11 protein-coding genes are annotated in these 19,583 nt (G+C 65.8%); 7 read left to right on the top strand and 4 right to left on the bottom strand.

Annotated elements, in window-relative coordinates; translation table 11 throughout:
- The first annotated feature begins 87 nt into the window (after nt 1-87).
- Both EWV37_RS02940 and EWV37_RS02935 read left to right on the top strand, forming a co-directional pair.
- Nucleotides 88-5,133, top strand: coding sequence for an NAD-glutamate dehydrogenase (locus tag EWV37_RS02940; protein WP_095797600.1), 5,046 nt, complete (start codon nt 88-90; stop codon nt 5,131-5,133).
- Nucleotides 5,134-5,258: 125 nt separating this feature from the next.
- Nucleotides 5,259-6,077 carry a LysM peptidoglycan-binding domain-containing protein gene (locus EWV37_RS02935; RefSeq protein WP_129699706.1) on the top strand — a complete coding sequence of 273 codons (819 nt, stop codon included), beginning with the start codon at nt 5,259-5,261 and terminating at the stop codon, nt 6,075-6,077.
- Between the two features lie 279 nt (nt 6,078-6,356).
- Here the strand turns inward: EWV37_RS02935 and EWV37_RS02930 are convergent, their stop codons facing one another.
- Nucleotides 6,357-9,224 carry a multicopper oxidase domain-containing protein gene (locus tag EWV37_RS02930; RefSeq protein WP_238663027.1) on the bottom strand — a complete coding sequence of 956 codons (2,868 nt, stop codon included), beginning with the start codon at nt 9,222-9,224 and terminating at the stop codon, nt 6,357-6,359.
- Nucleotides 9,225-9,298: 74 nt separating this feature from the next.
- Between EWV37_RS02930 and EWV37_RS02925 the strand changes: the two genes are divergently transcribed.
- A complete protein-coding gene (locus EWV37_RS02925; protein ID WP_095797602.1) occupies nt 9,299-9,802 on the top strand; it encodes a DUF456 domain-containing protein in 504 nt (167 codons plus the stop codon).
- A 149-nt stretch (nt 9,803-9,951) separates the two neighbouring features.
- Here the strand turns inward: EWV37_RS02925 and EWV37_RS02920 are convergent, their stop codons facing one another.
- Genes EWV37_RS02920 through EWV37_RS02910 form a run of 3 tightly spaced genes read right to left on the bottom strand, consistent with a single transcriptional unit; the run spans nt 9,952 to nt 12,325 of the window.
- A complete protein-coding gene (locus tag EWV37_RS02920; RefSeq protein ID WP_095797603.1) occupies nt 9,952-11,328 on the bottom strand; it encodes a molybdopterin molybdotransferase MoeA in 1,377 nt (458 codons plus the stop codon).
- Nucleotides 11,329-11,350: 22 nt separating this feature from the next.
- Nucleotides 11,351-11,932: a molybdenum cofactor guanylyltransferase gene (gene mobA / locus EWV37_RS02915; protein ID WP_238663026.1), complete on the bottom strand. Its 582-nt coding sequence runs from the start codon at nt 11,930-11,932 to the stop codon at nt 11,351-11,353.
- Nucleotides 11,933-12,325 (bottom strand): hypothetical protein, encoded by a 393-nt coding sequence (locus EWV37_RS02910; protein WP_129699705.1) that lies wholly within the window; start codon nt 12,323-12,325, stop codon nt 11,933-11,935. It abuts the gene before it with no gap.
- A 282-nt stretch (nt 12,326-12,607) separates the two neighbouring features.
- Between EWV37_RS02910 and EWV37_RS02905 the strand changes: the two genes are divergently transcribed.
- Genes EWV37_RS02905 through narI form a run of 4 tightly spaced genes read left to right on the top strand, consistent with a single transcriptional unit; the run spans nt 12,608 to nt 19,582 of the window.
- On the top strand, nt 12,608-16,342 hold the full coding sequence (locus tag EWV37_RS02905) for a nitrate reductase subunit alpha (protein WP_095797605.1): 3,735 nt from the start codon (nt 12,608-12,610) through the stop codon (nt 16,340-16,342).
- Entirely contained in the window at nt 16,342-18,084 is a 1,743-nt protein-coding gene (gene narH / locus EWV37_RS02900; protein WP_129699704.1) for a nitrate reductase subunit beta, read from the top strand. Before EWV37_RS02905 ends, narH begins: the two co-directional genes overlap by 1 nt.
- Nucleotides 18,084-18,779 (top strand): nitrate reductase molybdenum cofactor assembly chaperone, encoded by a 696-nt coding sequence (narJ, locus tag EWV37_RS02895; RefSeq protein ID WP_193554295.1) that lies wholly within the window; start codon nt 18,084-18,086, stop codon nt 18,777-18,779. The genes narH and narJ overlap by 1 nt, the downstream gene beginning before the upstream one ends.
- Nucleotides 18,776-19,582, top strand: coding sequence for a respiratory nitrate reductase subunit gamma (gene narI / locus EWV37_RS02890; RefSeq protein WP_129699702.1), 807 nt, complete (start codon nt 18,776-18,778; stop codon nt 19,580-19,582). The genes narJ and narI overlap by 4 nt, the downstream gene beginning before the upstream one ends.
- Nucleotide 19,583 lies beyond the last annotated feature (1 nt).

Here is a 19,583-nt window from a genome sequence, read left to right as displayed (position 1 = left end):
CCCAAGAGGGCGTGGCCGCGCGTTTGGATTTCCAGCGGCCGTGCGTACCCACCTCGAATCGACTGCGAGCAAAGGCGTGATGCAGACGTGACCTCTCCCGAAGCGACCGACACCCAAGTGATCCCGGCGGTGTGGCAACGCCCGCAGTGGAGCGGAGACCAGCAGTGGATCACCGAGTACTACCGGACGGTTCCGGATGCTGATGTGGCCACCCACAGTCAGGACACCTTGAGCAAGCTCGCGGAGCACCACCGCGAAGTCGGTAAGTACCGAAACAAGGGTGAACTCTGCGTGGATGTTCGACAGGGCTCCAACGGCACGGAGCTCTACATGGTCACGGACGACATGCCGTTCCTGGTCTCCACATTGACCACCGAGATTGCCGCTAAGTGGGGCGGTGCCCGGTTGGTACTTCACCCCCTGCTGCTCGCCACCCGAATGGGTTCCGAGCACGAGCTGGAGTCCTTGGACCAGGTCCCCAACATCTCAACGGCCTCTTCCGGGGATACGACCGCCATTCCGCTGGTCCCTCTGACTCCCAATGCCACGCCGCGTTCGAGCGAGGGTGGGTCCACCACCACGGTCATCGAGTCCTGGATCCGCATGGAACTGCAAAGCGATCTGAACGAGTCGGAGCGCGAGGACCTCAAGCAGTATTTGGGTAAACTCGTCTCGGACGTTCGCCGGGTGGACGAGGACCAAGACCAGATGCACGCCACGGTCGCGGAGCTTGCACAGACCCTGGACGGCCTGCGTGACATCCAGTTCGAGGATGGTTCCCAATTGCCGGACGTGGATTCCGCCAAGGAGTTCCTCGACTGGTTGAGGGCCGGCAACTTCGTCTTCATGGGCATCAAGCGCTACGACCTTGAGACGAACGGCGACGACGCTGCCCTGCACTCGCGCCCGCAGACCGGGCTCGGCCTGCTCCGTGAAGCGGGTGCGGAGGGCCACGCGCAGAAGCTCACAGGTCTGGGGCGCATCCACGCTGAAGACCACCAGGTCGTGTTCGTCACCAAGGCCAACCGCCGCTCGTCCATCCACCGCCGTGAGTACTTGGATTACATCGGGGTGCGCACGTTCGCCAAGGACGGCACGGTCACCGGCGAGTACCTGATCCTTGGCCTCTTCTCCCGCCGGGCCTATTCGGTCCCGGCCCACCAGACGCCCGTGGTGCGGGACAAGGTGGAGACCGTGATCGAGCGCTTCGGCTTCCTCCCGGACAGCCACTCCGCGCGAGACCTCATGGGCATCATCGAGGACTACCCGCGCGACGAGCTCTTCCACATGACCAGCGACAAGCTCTACGAGACGGCCAAGGGTGTGCTGGGGCTCAACGAACGCCGCCAGACACGGGTGTTCCTGCGTCAGGACACGTTCGGCCGCTTCATGTCCGCGGTGGTCTTCCTGCCGCGCGACCGCTACAACACCTCCGTGCGCGAACGCATCGAGGAGCAGTTGCAGGATGTGTTCCAGGCGGAGGCCATTGACTTCGAGGTGCGGCTGACCTCGTCCTCGTTGGCGCGTCTCTTCTTCCGCATCCGTTTGCCGTACACCGGCGAGGTGCGTGAATTCGATCAGGAGAACCTCGAGCACCGCCTGCGCGCGGCCGTTCGTTCGTGGCCCGATACGCTCACCCGCGCCATCCGCCTCGGTTTCGATTCCGACGACGCCGCTCGGCTGACTCCCCTGTGGACCCACGCCTTCCCGGGTGCGTACCGCGAGGACTACGAGATCGACGAGGCCGTCGAAGACTTGCAGCGCTGCGAAGAGCTGTGGGGCCGGGACCCGGACTTCCCCGCGGAGGTGCGCGTAGCCGAACACGACGGTCAAGTGCGTCTGAACATCTACCTGACCCAGGCGCTGTCGCTGACCGAGCTGCTGCCGTTGCTGCACAACATGGGGCTGAAGGTGCTGGATCAGCGCCCGTACACTGTGACCCCGTCCGACGGGCGCGAATTCCAGTTGTACGACTTCGGTGTGGAATTGCCCGCGGGCGTGGACACCCACGGCCCGGAGGACGCCAAGACCGAGGACCTCATCGAGGACACCCTGTGCGCGATCCTCTCCGGCCGTTCCGAGTCGGATTCGTTGGACCGCCTGGTGCTGACCGAGCGCATGAGCTGGCGCGCCGTGGCCGTACTGCGGTCCTACGTGCGCTACCTCCTGCAGTTGGGCTACGCGAACTCGTTCGAGTTCATTGCGGACACCCTGCTGGACTACCCGGAAGCCACTCGCGAACTGTCCGAGTACTTCCGCTCGAGCTTCGATCCGGAGCGTTTCGAGGACACCGAACAGGGGCGTGAGGAACGCTCGCAGGCACGCGAATCCGCCCGGGAACGCCTCGACAAGGTCTTGGACGACGTTCCCTCGCTGGATGCGGACCGGCTCTTCCGTGCCCTGGCCAATGTGGTCGGTGCAACGCTGCGCACCAACGTGTACCAGGAGCGCCCCACCATGGCGTTCAAGCTGGACCCGCAGGCGATCAACGCGGCCCCGCATCCCCGCCCGAAATTCGAGATCTGGGTGTGGTCCCCGCGCGTCGAAGGCACGCACCTGCGTTTCGGACACGTGGCCCGCGGTGGTCTGCGCTGGTCCGACCGTCGTGAAGACTTCCGCACCGAGGTGCTCGGCCTGGTCAAGGCGCAGATGGTCAAGAACGCGGTGATCGTGCCGGACGGCGCTAAGGGCGGGTTCTTCCCCAAGCAGCTCCCGGACCCGCAGCAGGACCGCGAAGGGTGGCTCGAGGAAGGCCGCGAGGCCTACAAGCTGTTCATCGCCTCGCTGCTGGACGTCACTGACAACATCACCCATGACTCCAACGCCGAGCCCAATGCGGAGGTCTCCGACGATGACTCCAAGGACGCCGCCGAGGCTCCGGAGACGCCCCAGGGGGACACCGTCCTGCACCCGGATCGCGTGATCCGCAGGGACGAGGACGACTCCTACCTGGTGGTCGCGGCGGACAAGGGAACCGCAGCGTTCTCCGATACCGCCAACGCCATCTCACTGGACCGGAACTTCTGGTTGGGTGATGCGTTCGCTTCCGGCGGCTCGGTCGGTTACGACCACAAGGCGATGGGCATCACCGCTCGTGGCGCGTGGGAGTCGGTCAAACGGCACTTCTTCGAACTCGGTGTCGACACCCAGTCCGAGGCGTTCACCGTGGTGGGCATCGGCGACATGTCAGGCGATGTGTTCGGCAACGGCATGCTGCTCTCCGAGCACATCAAGCTGATCGCAGCTTTCGACCACCGCGACGTGTTCCTGGACCCGAATCCGGACACCGCGGCGTCGTACAAGGAACGCGAGCGGTTGTTCAACGCGGGCCGTACGTCCTGGCAGGACTTCGACAAGTCCGTGATCTCCGAGGGCGGCGGCGTGTACTCGCGCCAGGAGAAGTCCATTCCGATCAGTCCGCAGGTCCGTAATGCGCTCGGCCTGGAGGAAGGCGTGGAAGCCATGGCTCCGCAGGAACTGGTGCGAGCCATCCTGCTGGCCCCGGCGGATCTGCTTTACAACGGCGGAATCGGCACGTACGTGAAGTCATCCCTTGAGACCAACCAGGACGTGGGGGACAAGGCCAATGACCCCATCCGCGTCAATGGTGAAGACCTGCGCGTCAGGGTGATCGGCGAGGGCGGCAACCTGGGCGCCACTCAACTGGGTCGCATCGAGGCTGCTCGCAACGGAATTCTCGTCAACACGGACGCCATCGACAACTCCGGCGGTGTGGAATCCTCCGACCGTGAGGTCAACATCAAGATCCTGGTGGACCGTATGGTCGAAGCCGGAAAGTTGAGTCAGGACGAGCGCGCGGACTTCATTGAGTCCATGACCGATGAGGTTGCGGACCTGGTGCTGCGCACCAACGTGGCGCAGAACGTGCTCCTGACCACCGAACGCGCTCGCGGACCGGAGTTCGCGGAAACGTTCATCCGGCTGATGCACTGGCTCGAGGACGAAGCCGACCTCGACCGGGAACTCGAGTTCCTGCCGACGGACGAGCAGCTGCGCGAGCGAGCGGAAAACGGTGAGTCCCTGACCGGTCCGGAGCTGTCCGTGCTCACCGCGTACACCAAGATTCAGCTGACGGGAGCGCTCACCCACAGCGACCTGGCGGACGATCCTTGGTTCGACGCGACACTCGAGAACTACTTCCCCACGCAGATCCGGGAGAAGTTCGGCGAGGACATCCAGACCCACCCGTTGCGCAAGCAGATCATCGCGACCATGGTGGCCAACAAGATCATCAACTATGGCGGCATCGCCTTCGCCTACCGCGTGGTGGATGACTCGGGCGCCAACCTGGCCGATCTGGCACGGGTGTTCACCGCCGCCGTGGAGATTTTCGAGCTGGAGCCCTACGTAGCCCGTCACGCCGAGCTGGGTACGGACGTTCCGCTGGAGATGTGGAACAAGTTGACCCTGCGCATGCGGCGTCTGCTGGACCGCGTGGTGCGTTGGTTCCTCAACCGCAGCGACTCCGAGGCGACCATCCAGGAACTCGTGGATGCCTACAAGCCCACCGTGCAGTTGCGCTTCGGCGAACAGCAGCTCATGAGCTCGCAGTCCCAGGAGCGCGTTAGCGCGGATACCGAACTGGCCGAGCGTCAGGGTGTGCCCAAGGACCTGGCGGTCGAATGGGCCGAGCTCCTCGACGCGTTCGCACTGCTGGATGTCGCACGCCTGGCTCAGGCCGGCGGCGTTCAGGTGGCGGGCGAGCGGGCCGGTGAGCACGCGGCGTCGTCGTCCGAGGGCGATGAGCACGTGACCGTGGAGACCATTGCCAAGGTCTACTTCGCCCTGTTCGACCGTTACGGCTTGGAGAATCTGCTGGATCGCATCACCGCGCTCCCGCAGACCACTCGGTGGGAGAACATGGCACGGATCTCCATGCGCGAGGACCTCTACTCCACACTCGTGGCGCTGGCGGCCCAGGCACTGGAATCCCCGGGCAGCAATGCGCAGGAGAAGGTGGCGTCCTGGGAGCAGGACAACCAGGACCGTCTGGCGCGGTTGCGCGATGTGCTCGGCGAGATCGAGGGCATGTCGTCCGGCGGTGACGCCGGTGCGGAACTTGCCGCGCTCTCCGTGGCCCTGCGCACCATGCGCAGCGCCCTGACGGAGTAACTCACAGCTAGGGAAACCCGGGTTGGCGCGTGTGCGTCGGCCCGGGTTTTTCGTTGCCCGTCCGGTAGCGTGAGCTGCATCACAACTGACACTGATGACCCCTCGTTCGAGGGATAGGAGACATCATGCAGAAAAAGGCTTACAAGGGCTTGGCCCCTCTCGCGCTCGCCGCAGCATTGGCGCTGACGGCGTGCGGCGGCGGCGGCGAGAATGCGGAGAATTCGAACACCGACGCCGCCGCGACCGCCGGGGCCACGGGTGGCGCCACAAGTGGCGCATCCGAAGGTGCCGGTAACGGAGCATCAGGTGGTGCGACCGGTGGTTCGGGCGAAGGGTCCGGTGAAGGTGCGGGCGATGATGCCACTGCTGGCGCTGAGGGTGGCGCGGCGGGTGGCGCCGGCGGCGCTGCCGCGGGAGAGGCAGGCTCGGAGGGCGGATCCGGCTCTGGCGACGGTGTCGGTGTCGGTGGTGATGGTTCCGGCGGCGCCGGAACCGAGGGCTCTGGCGGTGCCGGTGGTGGCGCGGACGGTCCGGGCGGTTCCGGTTCGGGTGAGGCGGGCGCAGGCGGCGGTTCAGCTGAGGCCGGCGCCGGTGGCTCTGGTGCAGGTGCTGACGGTTCGGGTGCGGGTGCCGGAGCTGGTGCCGGCGGCGGTTCGGGATCAGGCGGCGACGGTTCGGGATCTGCTGAGGCGGGCGCGGGTGCGGATTCCGGAGCTGCCGAAGCTGGCGGCGGTGCAGGTTCGGGCGGCGCGGGCTACGAGCCGATCGACAACGGCACGGGCACCATTCCCGCCGGTGAATACACGGTTCAGGCCGGTGACAACCTTGGCTCCATCGCCCAGCGTTCCGGCGTGACGGTGGATGAGCTCTACGCCGCCAATCGCGACAAGGTCCAGCTCCACCTGATCCGCGCGGGTCAGAGCATCACGATCCCCCAGCGCTGATGCCCGGCCCGGGTCGCAGTCTCATCGACGCTATGACCCGGGCCATGCCAGCTCTGTAAACCAGCCGACGTTACGGCCCGGGCCATGCCAGCTCTGTAAATCAGTGGACGTTACGGCCCGAAAATCGCACTTTGCGGGTTGTAAAGTCGACTGATTTGCGGCGGCCCTCCATGCGGGGGCGTAAGCGTCGATCAGAGTGCGCGCCGCTTGGTGGAATCGGTCGTAGCGTCGATCAGAGTGCACTGGGCACGGGGGAGTCCGGCTTCTCGGCCCCTAGTGCTACTCCGTCACCTCGATCTGGCCCCGTGCGCCGCGTTCGGCCTCCGCGAAGGAGTGGTTCACGAACGTGTAGGTGCCGGCCTCGGGGAACGACATCTCAACAAATCCGCCCTGCGCCGGTGCGAGATCCAGCGCCTGCGCGCCACCGGTGCCACTCGGAATGCCGGGACTCGTGGGCGACAAGAGGTACGCACCCTCCTTGTAGACGGTGTCGAACTGGCCGCCCACCACGTGGAAACTCGAGCCCTTGGACGGTCCGGCCGCCAGCACCCAGATCCGCACGCGCTCATCCGTGTGAGCTGACAACTTCTCATGCATGTACTGCGTTGCGTGACCGTTGAACATGGTCAGTGACGGCGTTCCCGCCGCGATCCCCGCGGGATCCACCACTGCGTTCGCGCCCTCGGGCAGATCAGGCTGATCCGCGGGCGGCACCGTCAGATAGGTCTCGTTCTGCACGAGCAGGTACTCACGATCCACCTTCGGCAGGTCGGGCGGGTCGATGATGACCGCCCCGAACATGCCCGCAGCGACATGTGTACTCATCGGAGCGGTGGAGCAGTGGTACAACCAGATCCCGGATCGCACCGCCTCGAAGCGATACATGAGCGACTCACCCGGCGCGATGGTGCGCATGGTGTCATCCGGTGAGACATCTCCGGCGTGGAAATCGACCGAGTGACCCATGCTCCCGCTGTTGGTCAGCGTTACTTCGAACACGTCGCCCACCTTGCCGCGCAGCGTGGGTCCCATGTAGTCGCCGTTGAAGGTCCACGCATCCATGGTCACGCCGGGTGCCACCTCGCGGGCGACTTCCTGCACATCCAAGGTCAACTCGTGCACGGTCTCGTTGGGTGCCGGATCCAGCGCCGGATCGCGCACCTCGAAGGCCTCGCCGGGTGCCGCATTGAAGTCCACTCCCGCGGCCGGGTCTTGCGCGTCATCCGCCGCCGACGCCGCTCCCGCACCATGATTTTTGTGGTCCGCCGCACCCACGGGGTTGCCTTGCTCGTCCACCGGAATCACGTTCACGGTCATGCCCATGGAACGGTGGCCGATCACGGAGCACCAACCCTCCACGTGGTCCGTGATGATTCCGGCGTCAACCTCGGCCGTTTCCCCGGGACCCACGCGGCCGGATGTCGCGCCATTGGCAAAGACCAGGTCGTGCACGTTGGTCGGGTCGTCGTTGATCAGTGTGACCACCAGGCGGTCGCCCACCGGGACTTCGATTTCGCCTGGGTCGAAGCGCATGTCCTGATTGGCATGCATCGTCACCTCGGTGGTGTTGCCCGTGGCCTGCACGGCATTCTGCGCGCCATCGCTCAATCCGATCCCCGCTGACTGCGGCGCCACGGCAATACCCGCGCCCACTGCGAGCAAGACCGTGAGCACACCTGCCACGATCTGCCGCAGGGGGTTGGGCTTGCGCTCAGGAGTGTCAGTGCCGGCCGCCACACGAGTAGATCCGCCGGCCCTCGTGGCCGCATCCACCTGCGATGCGCCAGCGTCAGCGGAGGACGGCCGCCCCACAGTGCTGGGCATGCCCAGCGTCACGGAACCCGCGGCGGCGTCGGCGGTGCCCGACGCGGGGGACTGGCTGGCCGCGCGCTGGGGGATCAGGCGGCGTCGTCCGGCGATCGAGACCTTGGCGGAGGAAATCATCAGGGGGATGAACGCGGCGAAGGCCACCGCGCCCACGATCGAGACCATGGCCCGAACCCACGAGGGCAACATCCCGGCGGGCAGGGCGAACAACGCGATGCACAGGTTCAAAACCGTGACCCGGTAGATGCCACCGCGGTTAATGGCCGCCAAGGAAGCGCGCACCGTGGCGGGGCCGCCGCCCATCGTGGACGGCAGGATGTAACTCATGGCACCGAGCAGCGTCTGCAGCAGGAAGCCGGCCACGAACGGGATGGTCAGTGCGCCCATCACGCTGGTTTGAATGCCCTGGGCCGCCACCAGAATCAGTGCGATCACCACCGTGATGAACAGCCACGCGATGCCGGAGGCCACGGACCATCCCATGTAGCCCTCGGGCAGTTTGCGCATGCCGGTGCGGATCAAGATCCGACCGACCAGTCCCACACCCACTAGATAGGCGAATAGCCCCAGGAGCGCCACGGGGACCCAGCCACCCAGGGCACCGGCAGCGGCAACCAGACTGCCCGCAGCCATGGTCGGCAGCGCGATGCGGGACAGGCTCGTGGCCGCTTCCTCCATGCGCGTGCGCACCATGGTCGGCCACAGGGTCAGCAGAGTCGCGGACACCGTGAGGCCCACGAAACCCAAGATGTTCACGGCCTGGTGGGCCAGGAGCAGTCGAGAGTGCCAGGGATCGGCCAGGTCAAGAGCCAGGATTGCGCCAAAGATTGCCCCCACGGGCAGGAAGAACGCGGCCACCGCGTACCACCGCACGGTCATCCCGAACCGCGCGGGCAAGGCTGAACGCAACTGCGAGAGCAGGGAGAGTCCGTGCCACGTGAGCAGCCCGCCGATGACCGTGGCGGACACCAACGTGAGCCACCACCAGTCCGCGAGCATGCCCACCATCAGCAGAACCGTGCCCGCGGTGACCCCGTAAATGCGCAGGATCTGGCGAGGCCGTTGGCGGTCGGGGAGCCGGTTGTGCAGTAGCGCCTCGGTGAAGTGCTGCGACCACACCATGATGGACGTCGTGATCAGTCCCAGCGTGACCATGTGGACCATGAGCCACCGGGTCTCGGGGATCCACCGGTGGAAACCGATCACCAGGATCAGGGCGATCATCCACCAGCGCACGGGCTTACCGGCGGTGCGGTGCCAGGATCTTCCGTGCTTCTTCTGAGTGAGCGCGGGGTCCTGGGGCTTGGCGAGAGTGGGCACCGTCCATCCGATCCACAAATATTGGCGATTTAAATGCAAGTATAGTTCGCTCGCCGTGGCCGTACGATGTGACGGTGACCCCAGAGATAATTGCCACCATTGTGACCTCGGTACTCATCATCATTGGGTGCCTGGGCATCATCATCCCCGTGTTGCCGGGGTCCATCACCGCGCTGATCGGTCTGATCATCTGGGCGGTGGTCGTGCAATCCGTGGAGGGCTGGGTGGTCCTCGCGCTCGGCGGCACGCTGCTGCTGGCGGGCATGTCCGCGAGCCTGGTGCTGACGGGCACCCGCCTGAAACGCCGCGCCATCCCAAACCGCACCTTGCTGTTCGGTGTCATAGGTGCCGTGATCGGCATGTTCGTGATCCCGGTGGTGGGTCTGGTGATCGGTTTCATCGTGGGACTTCTGGCATCCGAGACGGTGCGCAATCGCAACTTCCGGACCGCCCTGGACACCTCGTGGGTTGCGCTGAAGGCCGCGGGTATCGGCATCATCCTGGAGCTGAGCTGCGCGCTGCTGGCCTCGAGCGTGTTCATCATCGGGGCCATCGTCTTCTTCGTCACGGCGGCCTGACCGCGCGCCTCGTTCTGACACACGGCCAGGACCAGCGGTCCAGCGGTCCGGTCGTCGTTCCGATCCGGCCACGACGACTGGCCCGGCCACCCTTAAACCGCGACGACGCCGCTCCAGCCGGAGCGGCGTCGTCGGCGGTTAAAGCCTGGTCACCGGCGCCAGGGAAGCCCCAGCACCTTGACGTCCTGACCGGGGCGCACGCCCTCGGCCGGAACCACCATGAGCACATCAGCGTGCGCCATGCCGGACAGCATGGCCGGGCCCACGGCGGGCTCGGGCAGCACGCGGCCCTCCTGGAAGTACGCGGGAATCACGCGCACGCGCCCGGTCTGCTCGATCTCGGCGCCGGAGGTGGCCGTGCGAACCTCGGGCAGCGGCTGACCGGTGGCACCGGCGATCAACGCGTGGCCCACACTCAGCAATCCTGTGACCGCGGACAACGGGCTGCCGGGCAGCGCCAGCACCACAGGTCCGCCGTCCGGCAGCTGCGCCAGGATCACGCCGTGCGCGGGTTCCTGGGCCAGGCCGTCGATGATCAGGTGGGCGTCGAGCTCGGTGAGGGCCTCGCGCACGTGATCGTCCTCGCCGTGGCCGGTGCCGCCGGTGGTGACCACGATTTCCGCGCGGGCATCCAACAGCGAGCCTGCGCCGGAAGGCGACTCGGTGAGTGCGGTGAGCACGCCCTGTGCGCCGTCGGGCACGCGCCGCACCTGATCCACGTTGGCGCCCAGGTCCCGAATGATGGCCGGAATCTGCGGCCCCAGGACGTCACGGACCTCGCCCGGGCCGGGAATGCCGTCCTCCACGACGTGCGCGAAGCCCAGTAAAACCGTCACGCGCGGGCGGCGCAACACCGGGAGCATGTCGTGACCGGCGCTCGCGGCCAACCCGATGTGCGCGGGGTTGAGGTGGCAGCCGATGCGCAGCAGCTCGTCACCCTCGGAAATTTCCTGGCCGAGCGCGCGCACGTCCTGGTTCTGGATCAGCGAGGCCGCCGGGGTGGCGTCCTCCAAGGTGTCGCCCTCCTGCGGGTGGTACTCCTCCATGTGGTCCACGGGTGCCTGTGCAGGAACCACGTGACCGCGGTGACCGGACAACACCGCCTTGGTGTACACCGGCACGGCCGAACCGACGTTGACCTGGGTGGCCTCACCGGGGCGCAGCTCGACCACGGGCAGGATGCGCTCGTCCGGCGGCAGGGTCAGCAGGAGACGCTCATCGGTCTCTGCGGGCTGTGGAGTGCGGATCCGCCACGGACCCTCACCGGCCACGGCCCAGCCGTCGATCGCGGCGGATGCGTAATGGGGGACCGGCATGATCGCCGTGATGGTCTCCGCCAGGGTCTCGCCCAGCGCATCGGTCAGCGGCAGCAACCGGCTGGGGAGCGGCTCGGGGATGCGATGGGCGATCTGGCGTGCTTCGTCCCAATCGACCCACTGGCGCGTGGGCTCCTGACCCTCGGTCTCCGGGGGAGTCTGGTCGGCGTCCTGATTGAAGTGTTCGTGCGGGGTGGGAAGTCCGGGCATGCCATCTCCTCAACGTGTGGATTCAGTGCAGATCGAACCTGGTCACATCTTCCCATGTATCCACGTCCTGCGTAGAGCCCGCCGGGGCACGCACCTCGATCAAGCGCAGGTGTTTCCAAAAGGACCGTACGGAGCGGTCCCGCGCGTGGTGCTCGGAGAACACCGAGGTGAGCGGTGCGGTGCGGATCATGACGGCCAGGTTCTCGCGGTGGCCGTCGGTGGCCGTGGCGATCAACCCGTCGGCTTCGTCCGGAAGGTCGCGAGCGGCGTCGGCAAGCGTGTGGACGGCTCCGGCAATGGCCGGCATGTCGCACGCAAGCACGGCGGTCCAGGCCGCACGGTCGGGCTGGTGCGCGAGCAGATCCAGCCCGGCGGCGATAGCTGCGGCCGGCCCCGAAAAGGGCGGATTTTCGCGGGTTCGCAGCGTGCCGTGCGGTACGTCCAGGTTTTCCGGCCCCACGACGACGGCGCTCCCGGCCTCGGCCACAGCACGCACCGTGATCTCGACCAGGCTTTCGTCGCCCCTGCGAAGTCCGGCCTTGGGGGTGCCGCCCAAGCGAGACGAGCGACCCCCGGCAACGATCACGCTGTCGAAGCGCAGCACCTAGACCGTGGTCTCCGAATCATTGAGTTCGGCGCGGTCCTTGGGGCGGCGCTTCTTGGGCATTCCCGCGATCCGCAAACCGCACTCCACGGCCACCAGGACGAACGCGATGTAGTACAGGATCATGGTCGGGTAGAGCTGCGGGAGGGTCAGGTTCATGCCGACCAAAGAGAGAATCAGCAGAAGTACGGACCCGATCAGGATCACCAGGTGCACCGTGGCGAACGCGCCGGGCAGGCCCTTGGTGGACAGGTACATGGCCATGAGGGCGAACAGGATGGGGAACAACAGCTGTCCCGCGAGCGTGATGCCGTCACCGTGATAGGGGAACAACCCCATGGACTGAATCAGGGCGGTGACGACAAGCAGGATCGGCGCAATCATGGACTTCATGGGGCACCAGTCTAGGTGGGGTGCGGCGTGTCGTACGAACCGGGGTCTGGTTCGCCGTCGAACCATTTCGTGAGGGCTTACTGCGCGGTACGGACCCCTACTGTGCAGTATGGCCTGACCAAATGGTGCGCTGCCCCAAGTCACCCCGGCAGGCCCAACCAAACGGTCGATTAGCGCACGAACTTATGACCATATTCCCAAGTCAGCCCCGAAAAGATGGATTTCGGGTTACCGGCGCGTTAAATAGGCATTTTGAATGTTGATTAGGGGTACGGTGGCTCCATGGCTACCACCGAAACCCCCGCCGGGGTCGATGGCCCGGCGTCGAACGCGTTATTGAAACTCGGGAAATTCTTCTCCCGCTGGGACGAGACGGAGGACGGTCGCGCCGTGTTCCGGGAGGGTGGTCGCGCGGGCGACGCCTTCTACCGCAACCGCTGGAGTCACGACAAAGTTGTCCGCTCCACCCACGGCGTGAACTGCACCGGATCCTGCTCGTGGAAGGTGTACGTCAAGGACGGCATCATCACGTGGGAGGCCCAGGAAACGGATTATCCGTCGGTCGGCCCGGATCGCCCCGAATACGAACCACGCGGTTGCCCCCGCGGCGCCGCGTTCTCCTGGTACACCTATTCACCCACGCGTGTGCGCTACCCGTACGTGCGCGGCGTGCTGTTGGAGATGTACCGCGAGGCTAAGCAGATCCACTCGGATCCGGTGCTCGCATGGGAGTCCATCGTCAACGACCCCGTCAAGCGTGAGACGTTCCAGAAGGCCCGCGGCAAGGGCGGACTGGTGCGCTCCAGCTGGCAGGAAGCCGTGGAGATGGCCGCCGCCGCCCACGTGCACACCATCAAGGCCTACGGCCCGGACCGCTGCATCGGCTTCTCGCCGATCCCCGCGATGTCCATGGTCTCGCACGCCGCAGGTGCCCGGTTCATCAACCTCATCGGTGGTGTGATGAACAGCTTCTACGACTGGTATGCGGACCTCCCGGTGGCCTCGCCGCAGGTGTTCGGCGACCAGACGGACGTTCCCGAATCGGGTGACTGGTGGGATGCCACCTACCTGATGATGTGGGGTTCCAACATTCCCGTGACCCGCACCCCGGATGCCCACTGGCTGGCCGAGGTGCGCTACCGAGGCACCAAGGTCGTCTCCGTCAGCCCGGACTACGCGGACAACACCAAGTTCGCGGACGAATGGCTGCCCGCCCAGGCCGGCACCGACTCCGCCCTGGCCATGGCCATGGGGCACGTGATCCTCAAGGAGAACTTCGTGGACCGCCGCGTCCCGTTCTTCGAGAACTACGTCGCCCAGTACACGGACCTTCCGTTCCTGGTCTCACTGTCCCGCCGCGAGGACGGCACGGTGGTTGCGGACAAGTTCCTCACCGCCCAGGACTTGGCGAACGCGGGGGACGACGACGCCGCTTCGCAGGCTGATCCCGCGTTCAAGACCGTGCTGCTGGATCGCGACACCCATCAGCCGGTGGTTCCCAACGGCTCCATGGGCTTCCGCTACAACGAGCACGACGAGGGCAAGTGGAACCTCGATCTGGAGGGAGTCACGCCGTCGTTGTCGATCGCGGACGCCTCCGGCTACCGGGGTGAGGTGAGCGACCTGGCGCTGCCGGCGTTCACGGATCCGACCGGTGAAGGATCGGTCATCCACCGCGGAGTGCCCGTGACCGAGGTGGCCGGCCGCACCGTCACCACCGTTTTCGACATCATGCTCGCGCAGTACGGTGTGGGTCGCGAGGGCCTGCCGGGCGAATGGTCCAAGGGCTACGACGACGTGGACACCGCCTACACCCCCGCGTGGCAGGAAGAGGTCACCTCGGTTCCCGCCGAGGCCGTGATCCGTACCGCCCGCGAGTTCTCCGCCAACGCGGAGAAGTCCGAGGGCCGGTCCATGATCATCCTGGGCGCCGGTATCTGCCAGTGGTACCACGGTGATGCGACCTACCGAGCGATCCTGGCCATGCTCATGCTGTGCGGTTGCCAGGGGCGCAACGGCGGAGGCTGGGCGCACTACGTGGGTCAGGAGAAGGCTCGCCCGATTACGGGCTGGGCCACCATGGCCTCCGGCAGCGACTGGGTGCGCCCGCCGCGCTTCATGATCGGCACCGCGTTCTGGTACATGCACACCGATCAGTTCCGTTCCGACGGCTACTCATCGGATTCGCTGCAGTCACCTCTCGCAGAAGGCCACCTCAAGGGCATGCACACCGCGGACGTGATCGCGCAGTCCACGCGGCTGGGCTGGATGCCGTTCTACCCGCAGTTCCACGAGAATTCGCTCGATGTGGCAGAAGCCGCCACGAGCGCCGTCGAACGCGGTGAGGCGGGCAGCGAACCCGAGTGGATCGCGAGCAAGCTCAAGAACGGCGAGCTGAACTTTGCCGTGGAGGACCCGGACGCCCCGGAGAACTGGCCGCGCACGCTGGTGTTGTGGCGCTCCAACCTGTTCGGCTCGTCGGCCAAGGGTGAGGAGTACTTCCTCAAGCACCTGCTGGGAACCCACAACAGTGTGCAGGGCGAGGACCACGTGGCCTCCAAGCCGCGTGACGTGCGCTGGCACGAGGACGCCCCGGAAGGAAAGCTGGACCTGCTGATCTCGGCGGACTTCCGCATGACCTCGTCCACGCTGCTGTCGGACATCGTGTTCCCGGCGGCCACGTGGTACGAGAAGTACGACCTCTCCTCGACCGACATGCACCCGTTCGTGCACGCCTTCACCCCGGCGATCTCCCCGCCCTGGGAGGCCAAGACGGACTGGAAGATGTTCCAGTTGCTGGCCGACGAGGTCGCGCGGCAGTCCCGCGATCACCTGGGCGTGCGCAAGGACGTGGTGGCCACCGCGCTCACCCACGACACCCCGGGGGAGATTGCCCAACCGGGCGGTCACGCGCCGGAGTGGAAGGGCACGGACCTCCCCGCGATCCCGGGCAAGAACATGCCCAACCTGAAGATCGTGGAGCGCGACTACACCGCGATCGGCGACAAGTTCGTGGCGCTCGGACCGCTGGCGGACAAGCTGGGTCTGACCACCAAGAACGTCACGTTCGACGTCAAGCACCAGGTCGACCAGCTGGGTCGCCTGCACGGTGTGTTCGATTCCGGTGCTGCGGAGGGCCGCCCCGCGCTGGACACCGATCAGCGCATGGCCGAGGCCATCCTGATGCTCTCGGGTACGACCAACGGTGAGCTGGCCACGCAGGGCTTCGAGACGCTCGAGAAGCGCGTGGGCAAGGAACTGTCCGATCTGGCGCGCGGTTCGGAGGAAAAGCGCATCACGTTCAAGGACACTCAGCAGGCACCCGTTCCGGTGATCACCTCACCGGAGTGGTCCGGTTCGGAAACCGGAGGCCGGCGCTACGCACCGTTCACGGTGAACATCGAGCGGCTCAAGCCGTTCCACACCCTGAGTGGCCGCATGCACTTCTTCCTGGATCACGACTGGCTCAAGGACATGGGTGAAATGTTGCCCACCTACCGACCGCCGCTGGACATGCACCGGCTGTTCGGTGAGCCCAAGCTCGGGGAGAAGGGTGAGCTGTCTATTGCGGTGCGCTACCTGACCCCGCACAACAAGTGGTCGATCCACTCGGAGTACCAGGACAACCTGTTCATGCTGTCGCTCTCGCGCGGCGGCACCTCGGTGTGGATGTCCCCGCAGGACGCCACGGCCATCGAGGTCTCCGATAACGACTGGGTCGAGTGCGTGAACACCAACGGCGTGTTCGTCGGACGCGCGGTGGTCTCCCACCGCATGCCCGAGGGTGTGGTCTACGTGCACCACGCCCAGGAGCGAACCATTGACGTTCCCAAGTCCGAGACCACGGGTAAGCGCGGCGGTATCCACAACTCCGTCACGCGCATCCTGGTCAAACCCACCCACATGATCGGCGGCTACGCCCATCTGTCCTGGGCCTTCAACTACATGGGCCCCACCGGAAATCAGCGAGACATCGTCTCCATTGTCCGCAAGCGCTCGCAGGAGGTTCAGTACTGATGCGTGTCATGGCTCAAGTCGCCATGGTGATGACTCTCGACAAGTGCATCGGGTGTCACACCTGTTCGGTGACGTGTAAACAAGCATGGACCAACCGTGCCGGTACCGAGTACGTATGGTTCAACAACGTGGAGACCCGCCCCGGTCAGGGGTACCCGCGCCGTTACGAGGACCAGGAAACCTGGAAGGGCGGCTGGGAACTCAACAAGCGGGGCAACCTCAAGTTGAAGTCCGGCGGCAAGCTCAAGAAGCTCGCCCAGTTGTTCGCCTCCCCGGTGCAGCCGGAGTTGAAGGACTACTACGAGCCCTGGACCTACGACTACGAGAACCTGGTCAACGCTCCCGCGGGTGATGATTTCCCGGTGGCACGGCCCAAGTCCCTGATCACGGGTGAGGACACCAAGGTCGAGTGGTCGGCCAACTGGGACGACGACCTGGGCGGCGCCACGGAGATGGGTCACTTGGACCCGATCATCCAGAAGCTCCACAAGGAAGCCAACGACCGGATCAAGTTCGAGTTCGAACAGACCTTCATGTTCTACCTGCCGCGTTTGTGCGAGCACTGCCTGAACCCGTCCTGCATGGCATCGTGCCCCTCCGGCGCCATTTACAAGCGCGCCGAGGACGGCATCGTGCTGGTGGACCAGGACCAGTGCCGCGGTTGGCGCCAGTGCGTGACCGGTTGCCCGTACAAGAAGATCTATTACAACCACAAGTCCGGCAAGGCCGAGAAATGCACGTTCTGCTACCCCCGCATCGAGGTGGGTATCCCCACCGTGTGCGCGGAGACGTGTGTGGGCCGCATGCGCTACATCGGCATCTTCCTGTACGACGCAGACAAGGTCACCCAGGCCGCCGCGACACCCAACGAGCAGGATCTGTACGAGGCCCAGCTGGACCTCATGCTCGATCCCAACGACCCAGAGGTCGTTGCCGCCGCTCGTCAGGAGGGCATCCCGGAGGACTGGCTCGACGCCGCTCGCAAGTCGCCGGTGTACGCGCTGGCCAAGACGTTGCGCGTGGCCCTGCCGCTGCACCCCGAGTACCGCACGATGCCCATGGTTTGGTATGTGCCCCCGCTGTCGCCCATCGTGGACCTGCTCAAGGAACAGGGTCACGATGGCGAGGATCCGGAGAACCTGTTCGGCGCGATCGAGAGCCTGCGCATCCCGGTGGAGTATCTGGCGGAGTTGTTCACCGCGGGTGACACCGAACTCGTGACCGACGTGTTGCGCAAGCTCGCCGCAATGCGCGCCTACATGCGCAACATCACCCTTGGTGACGCTCCGGACGAGTCCATTGCGGAGGCAGTGGGCATGACCGGTGCCGAGATCAAGCAGATGTACCGGCTCATGGCGATCGCCAAGTATGACGAGCGCTACGTTATTCCCACAGCCCACGTTGAGGACGCCCACAATCTGGAGGAGATCGGCTGCTCGCTGGACGTGGACGGTGGACCCGGTATGGGTCAGACCGGAGTGTTCGGTGAGGCGTCGGGTCGCCCGATGCCGGTGGCCGTGGAGAACTTCCAGGCGCTGCGCTCCCGCCAGATGGGGGAGGACCCCACGGGCAACGAGCAACTGGCCGGTCGCGTGAACCTGCTCAATTGGGACGGCAACGGCAGCCCGGACGGGCTGTTCCCGGCCCGGAATCGCGAGGACGCCGACAGTCTCTCGACCACGTCGCGTGATCCGTGGACCCGTCCCGATCACGACACCGCCGGTTCCGACGGGGGCCGATGATGGGGTTGCTCTCCACCCTGCTGGGTAAGGCCACCAAGGGCACGGTGAACGTTCCCGAGTACCGGGACCGTCATCCGCAGCGCTCGGCGGTCATCCGCCAGGCCGCTGCGGTGTTGCTGGGCTACCCGGATCGAGAACTGATCGACCAACTGCCCGTGCTCGAGGACGCCCTGGCCGAGGTCGGGGTGGCCCCGAGCGCCGTCGAACCCTTGACCCGTTGGCTGCGCGAGAGTGACCTGAGCGAGATTCAGGGTGACTACGTCCAGGAGTACGATCTCTCGCGCCGCCACAGCTTGCACCTGACCTACTGGACGGACGGTGACACGCGCCGTCGCGGCGAGGCGCTGTCCGCGTTCAAGCAGGTCTACCGCGCCCACGGGTGCGTGTTCGGGGACGAGGAACTGCCCGACCACCTGCCCGTGGTGCTGGAATTCGCTGCGCGGGTCTCACCCGAGGACGGTTTCGAGCTGCTGCAGCGCTACCGACCGTCTCTGGAACTGCTGCGGCTCGCACTGCTGCGCGACAACCTGCCCCACGCGTGCGTGGTGGAACTGGTCTGCTCAACGCTGCCCGGACCGTCCCCGGAGGACGAATCCGCGGTGGCGCGCATGGCGGGTTACGGTCCGCCCACCGAATCCGTGGGCTTGGATGCCTACGACCCCCGACTCCTGCCCATGACCGGAGGAAACCAGTGAACATTCTCGACACTCTGCTGTGGGGCGTGCTGCCGTACGTGGTGATGGCGGTGCTGATCGGCGGGCTGATCTGGCGCTACAAGTACGACCAGTTCGGGTGGACCACCCGTTCGTCCCAGCTCTACGAATCCCGCATGCTGCGGATCGCCTCCCCGTTGTTCCACTTCGGCATCCTGGCGGTGCTTGTAGGGCACATCGTGGGCCTGGTGATTCCTAAATCTTGGACCGAAGCCGTGGGCATGTCCGAGCAAGCCTACCACTTCCTGGCGTTGTCCATCGGCACGGTTGCCGGCGTGGGCACGCTCGTGGGCATCGTGATGCTGATCGTTCGCCGGCGCCGCACCGGACCGGTGTTCATGGCCACGACCGGTAACGACAAGTTCATGTACGTGATGCTGCTGGGTGCCATCCTGGCCGGCCTGGCCACCACCGTGCTGGCCGTGTTCGACCCGAACTCCGTGGACTACCGAGTCACGGTGTCCCCGTGGTTCCGTTCGCTGTGGATCCTGCAGCCGGATGTCGGTGCCATGGCGGCGGCGTCCACCTCGTTCCACATTCACGTGCTGTGGGGCATGGCACTGTTCGCGATCTGGCCGTTCACGCGCCTGGTGCACGCGTTCACCGCGCCGCTGCACTACTTGTTCCGTCCGTACATCGTCTACCGCACGCGCGGTTCCAGCCCCCGCACCGGTTCCGCCCCGGTGCGCCGCGGTTGGGAGCCGATCGGTACCCAGGATCGCGACAGCGGACGACGCCGCACTCGGCCTCCGCGCGAACATTCCGGTTCCACGCGCGTCAAGTAAG

This window comes from Kocuria carniphila, assembly GCF_004136555.1.
In the GTDB taxonomy this organism is placed as follows: Bacteria; Actinomycetota; Actinomycetes; order Actinomycetales; family Micrococcaceae; genus Kocuria; species Kocuria carniphila.
The sequence above is the reverse complement of the archived record's forward strand: the minus strand, read 5'-3'. Positions and strand labels throughout refer to the sequence as shown.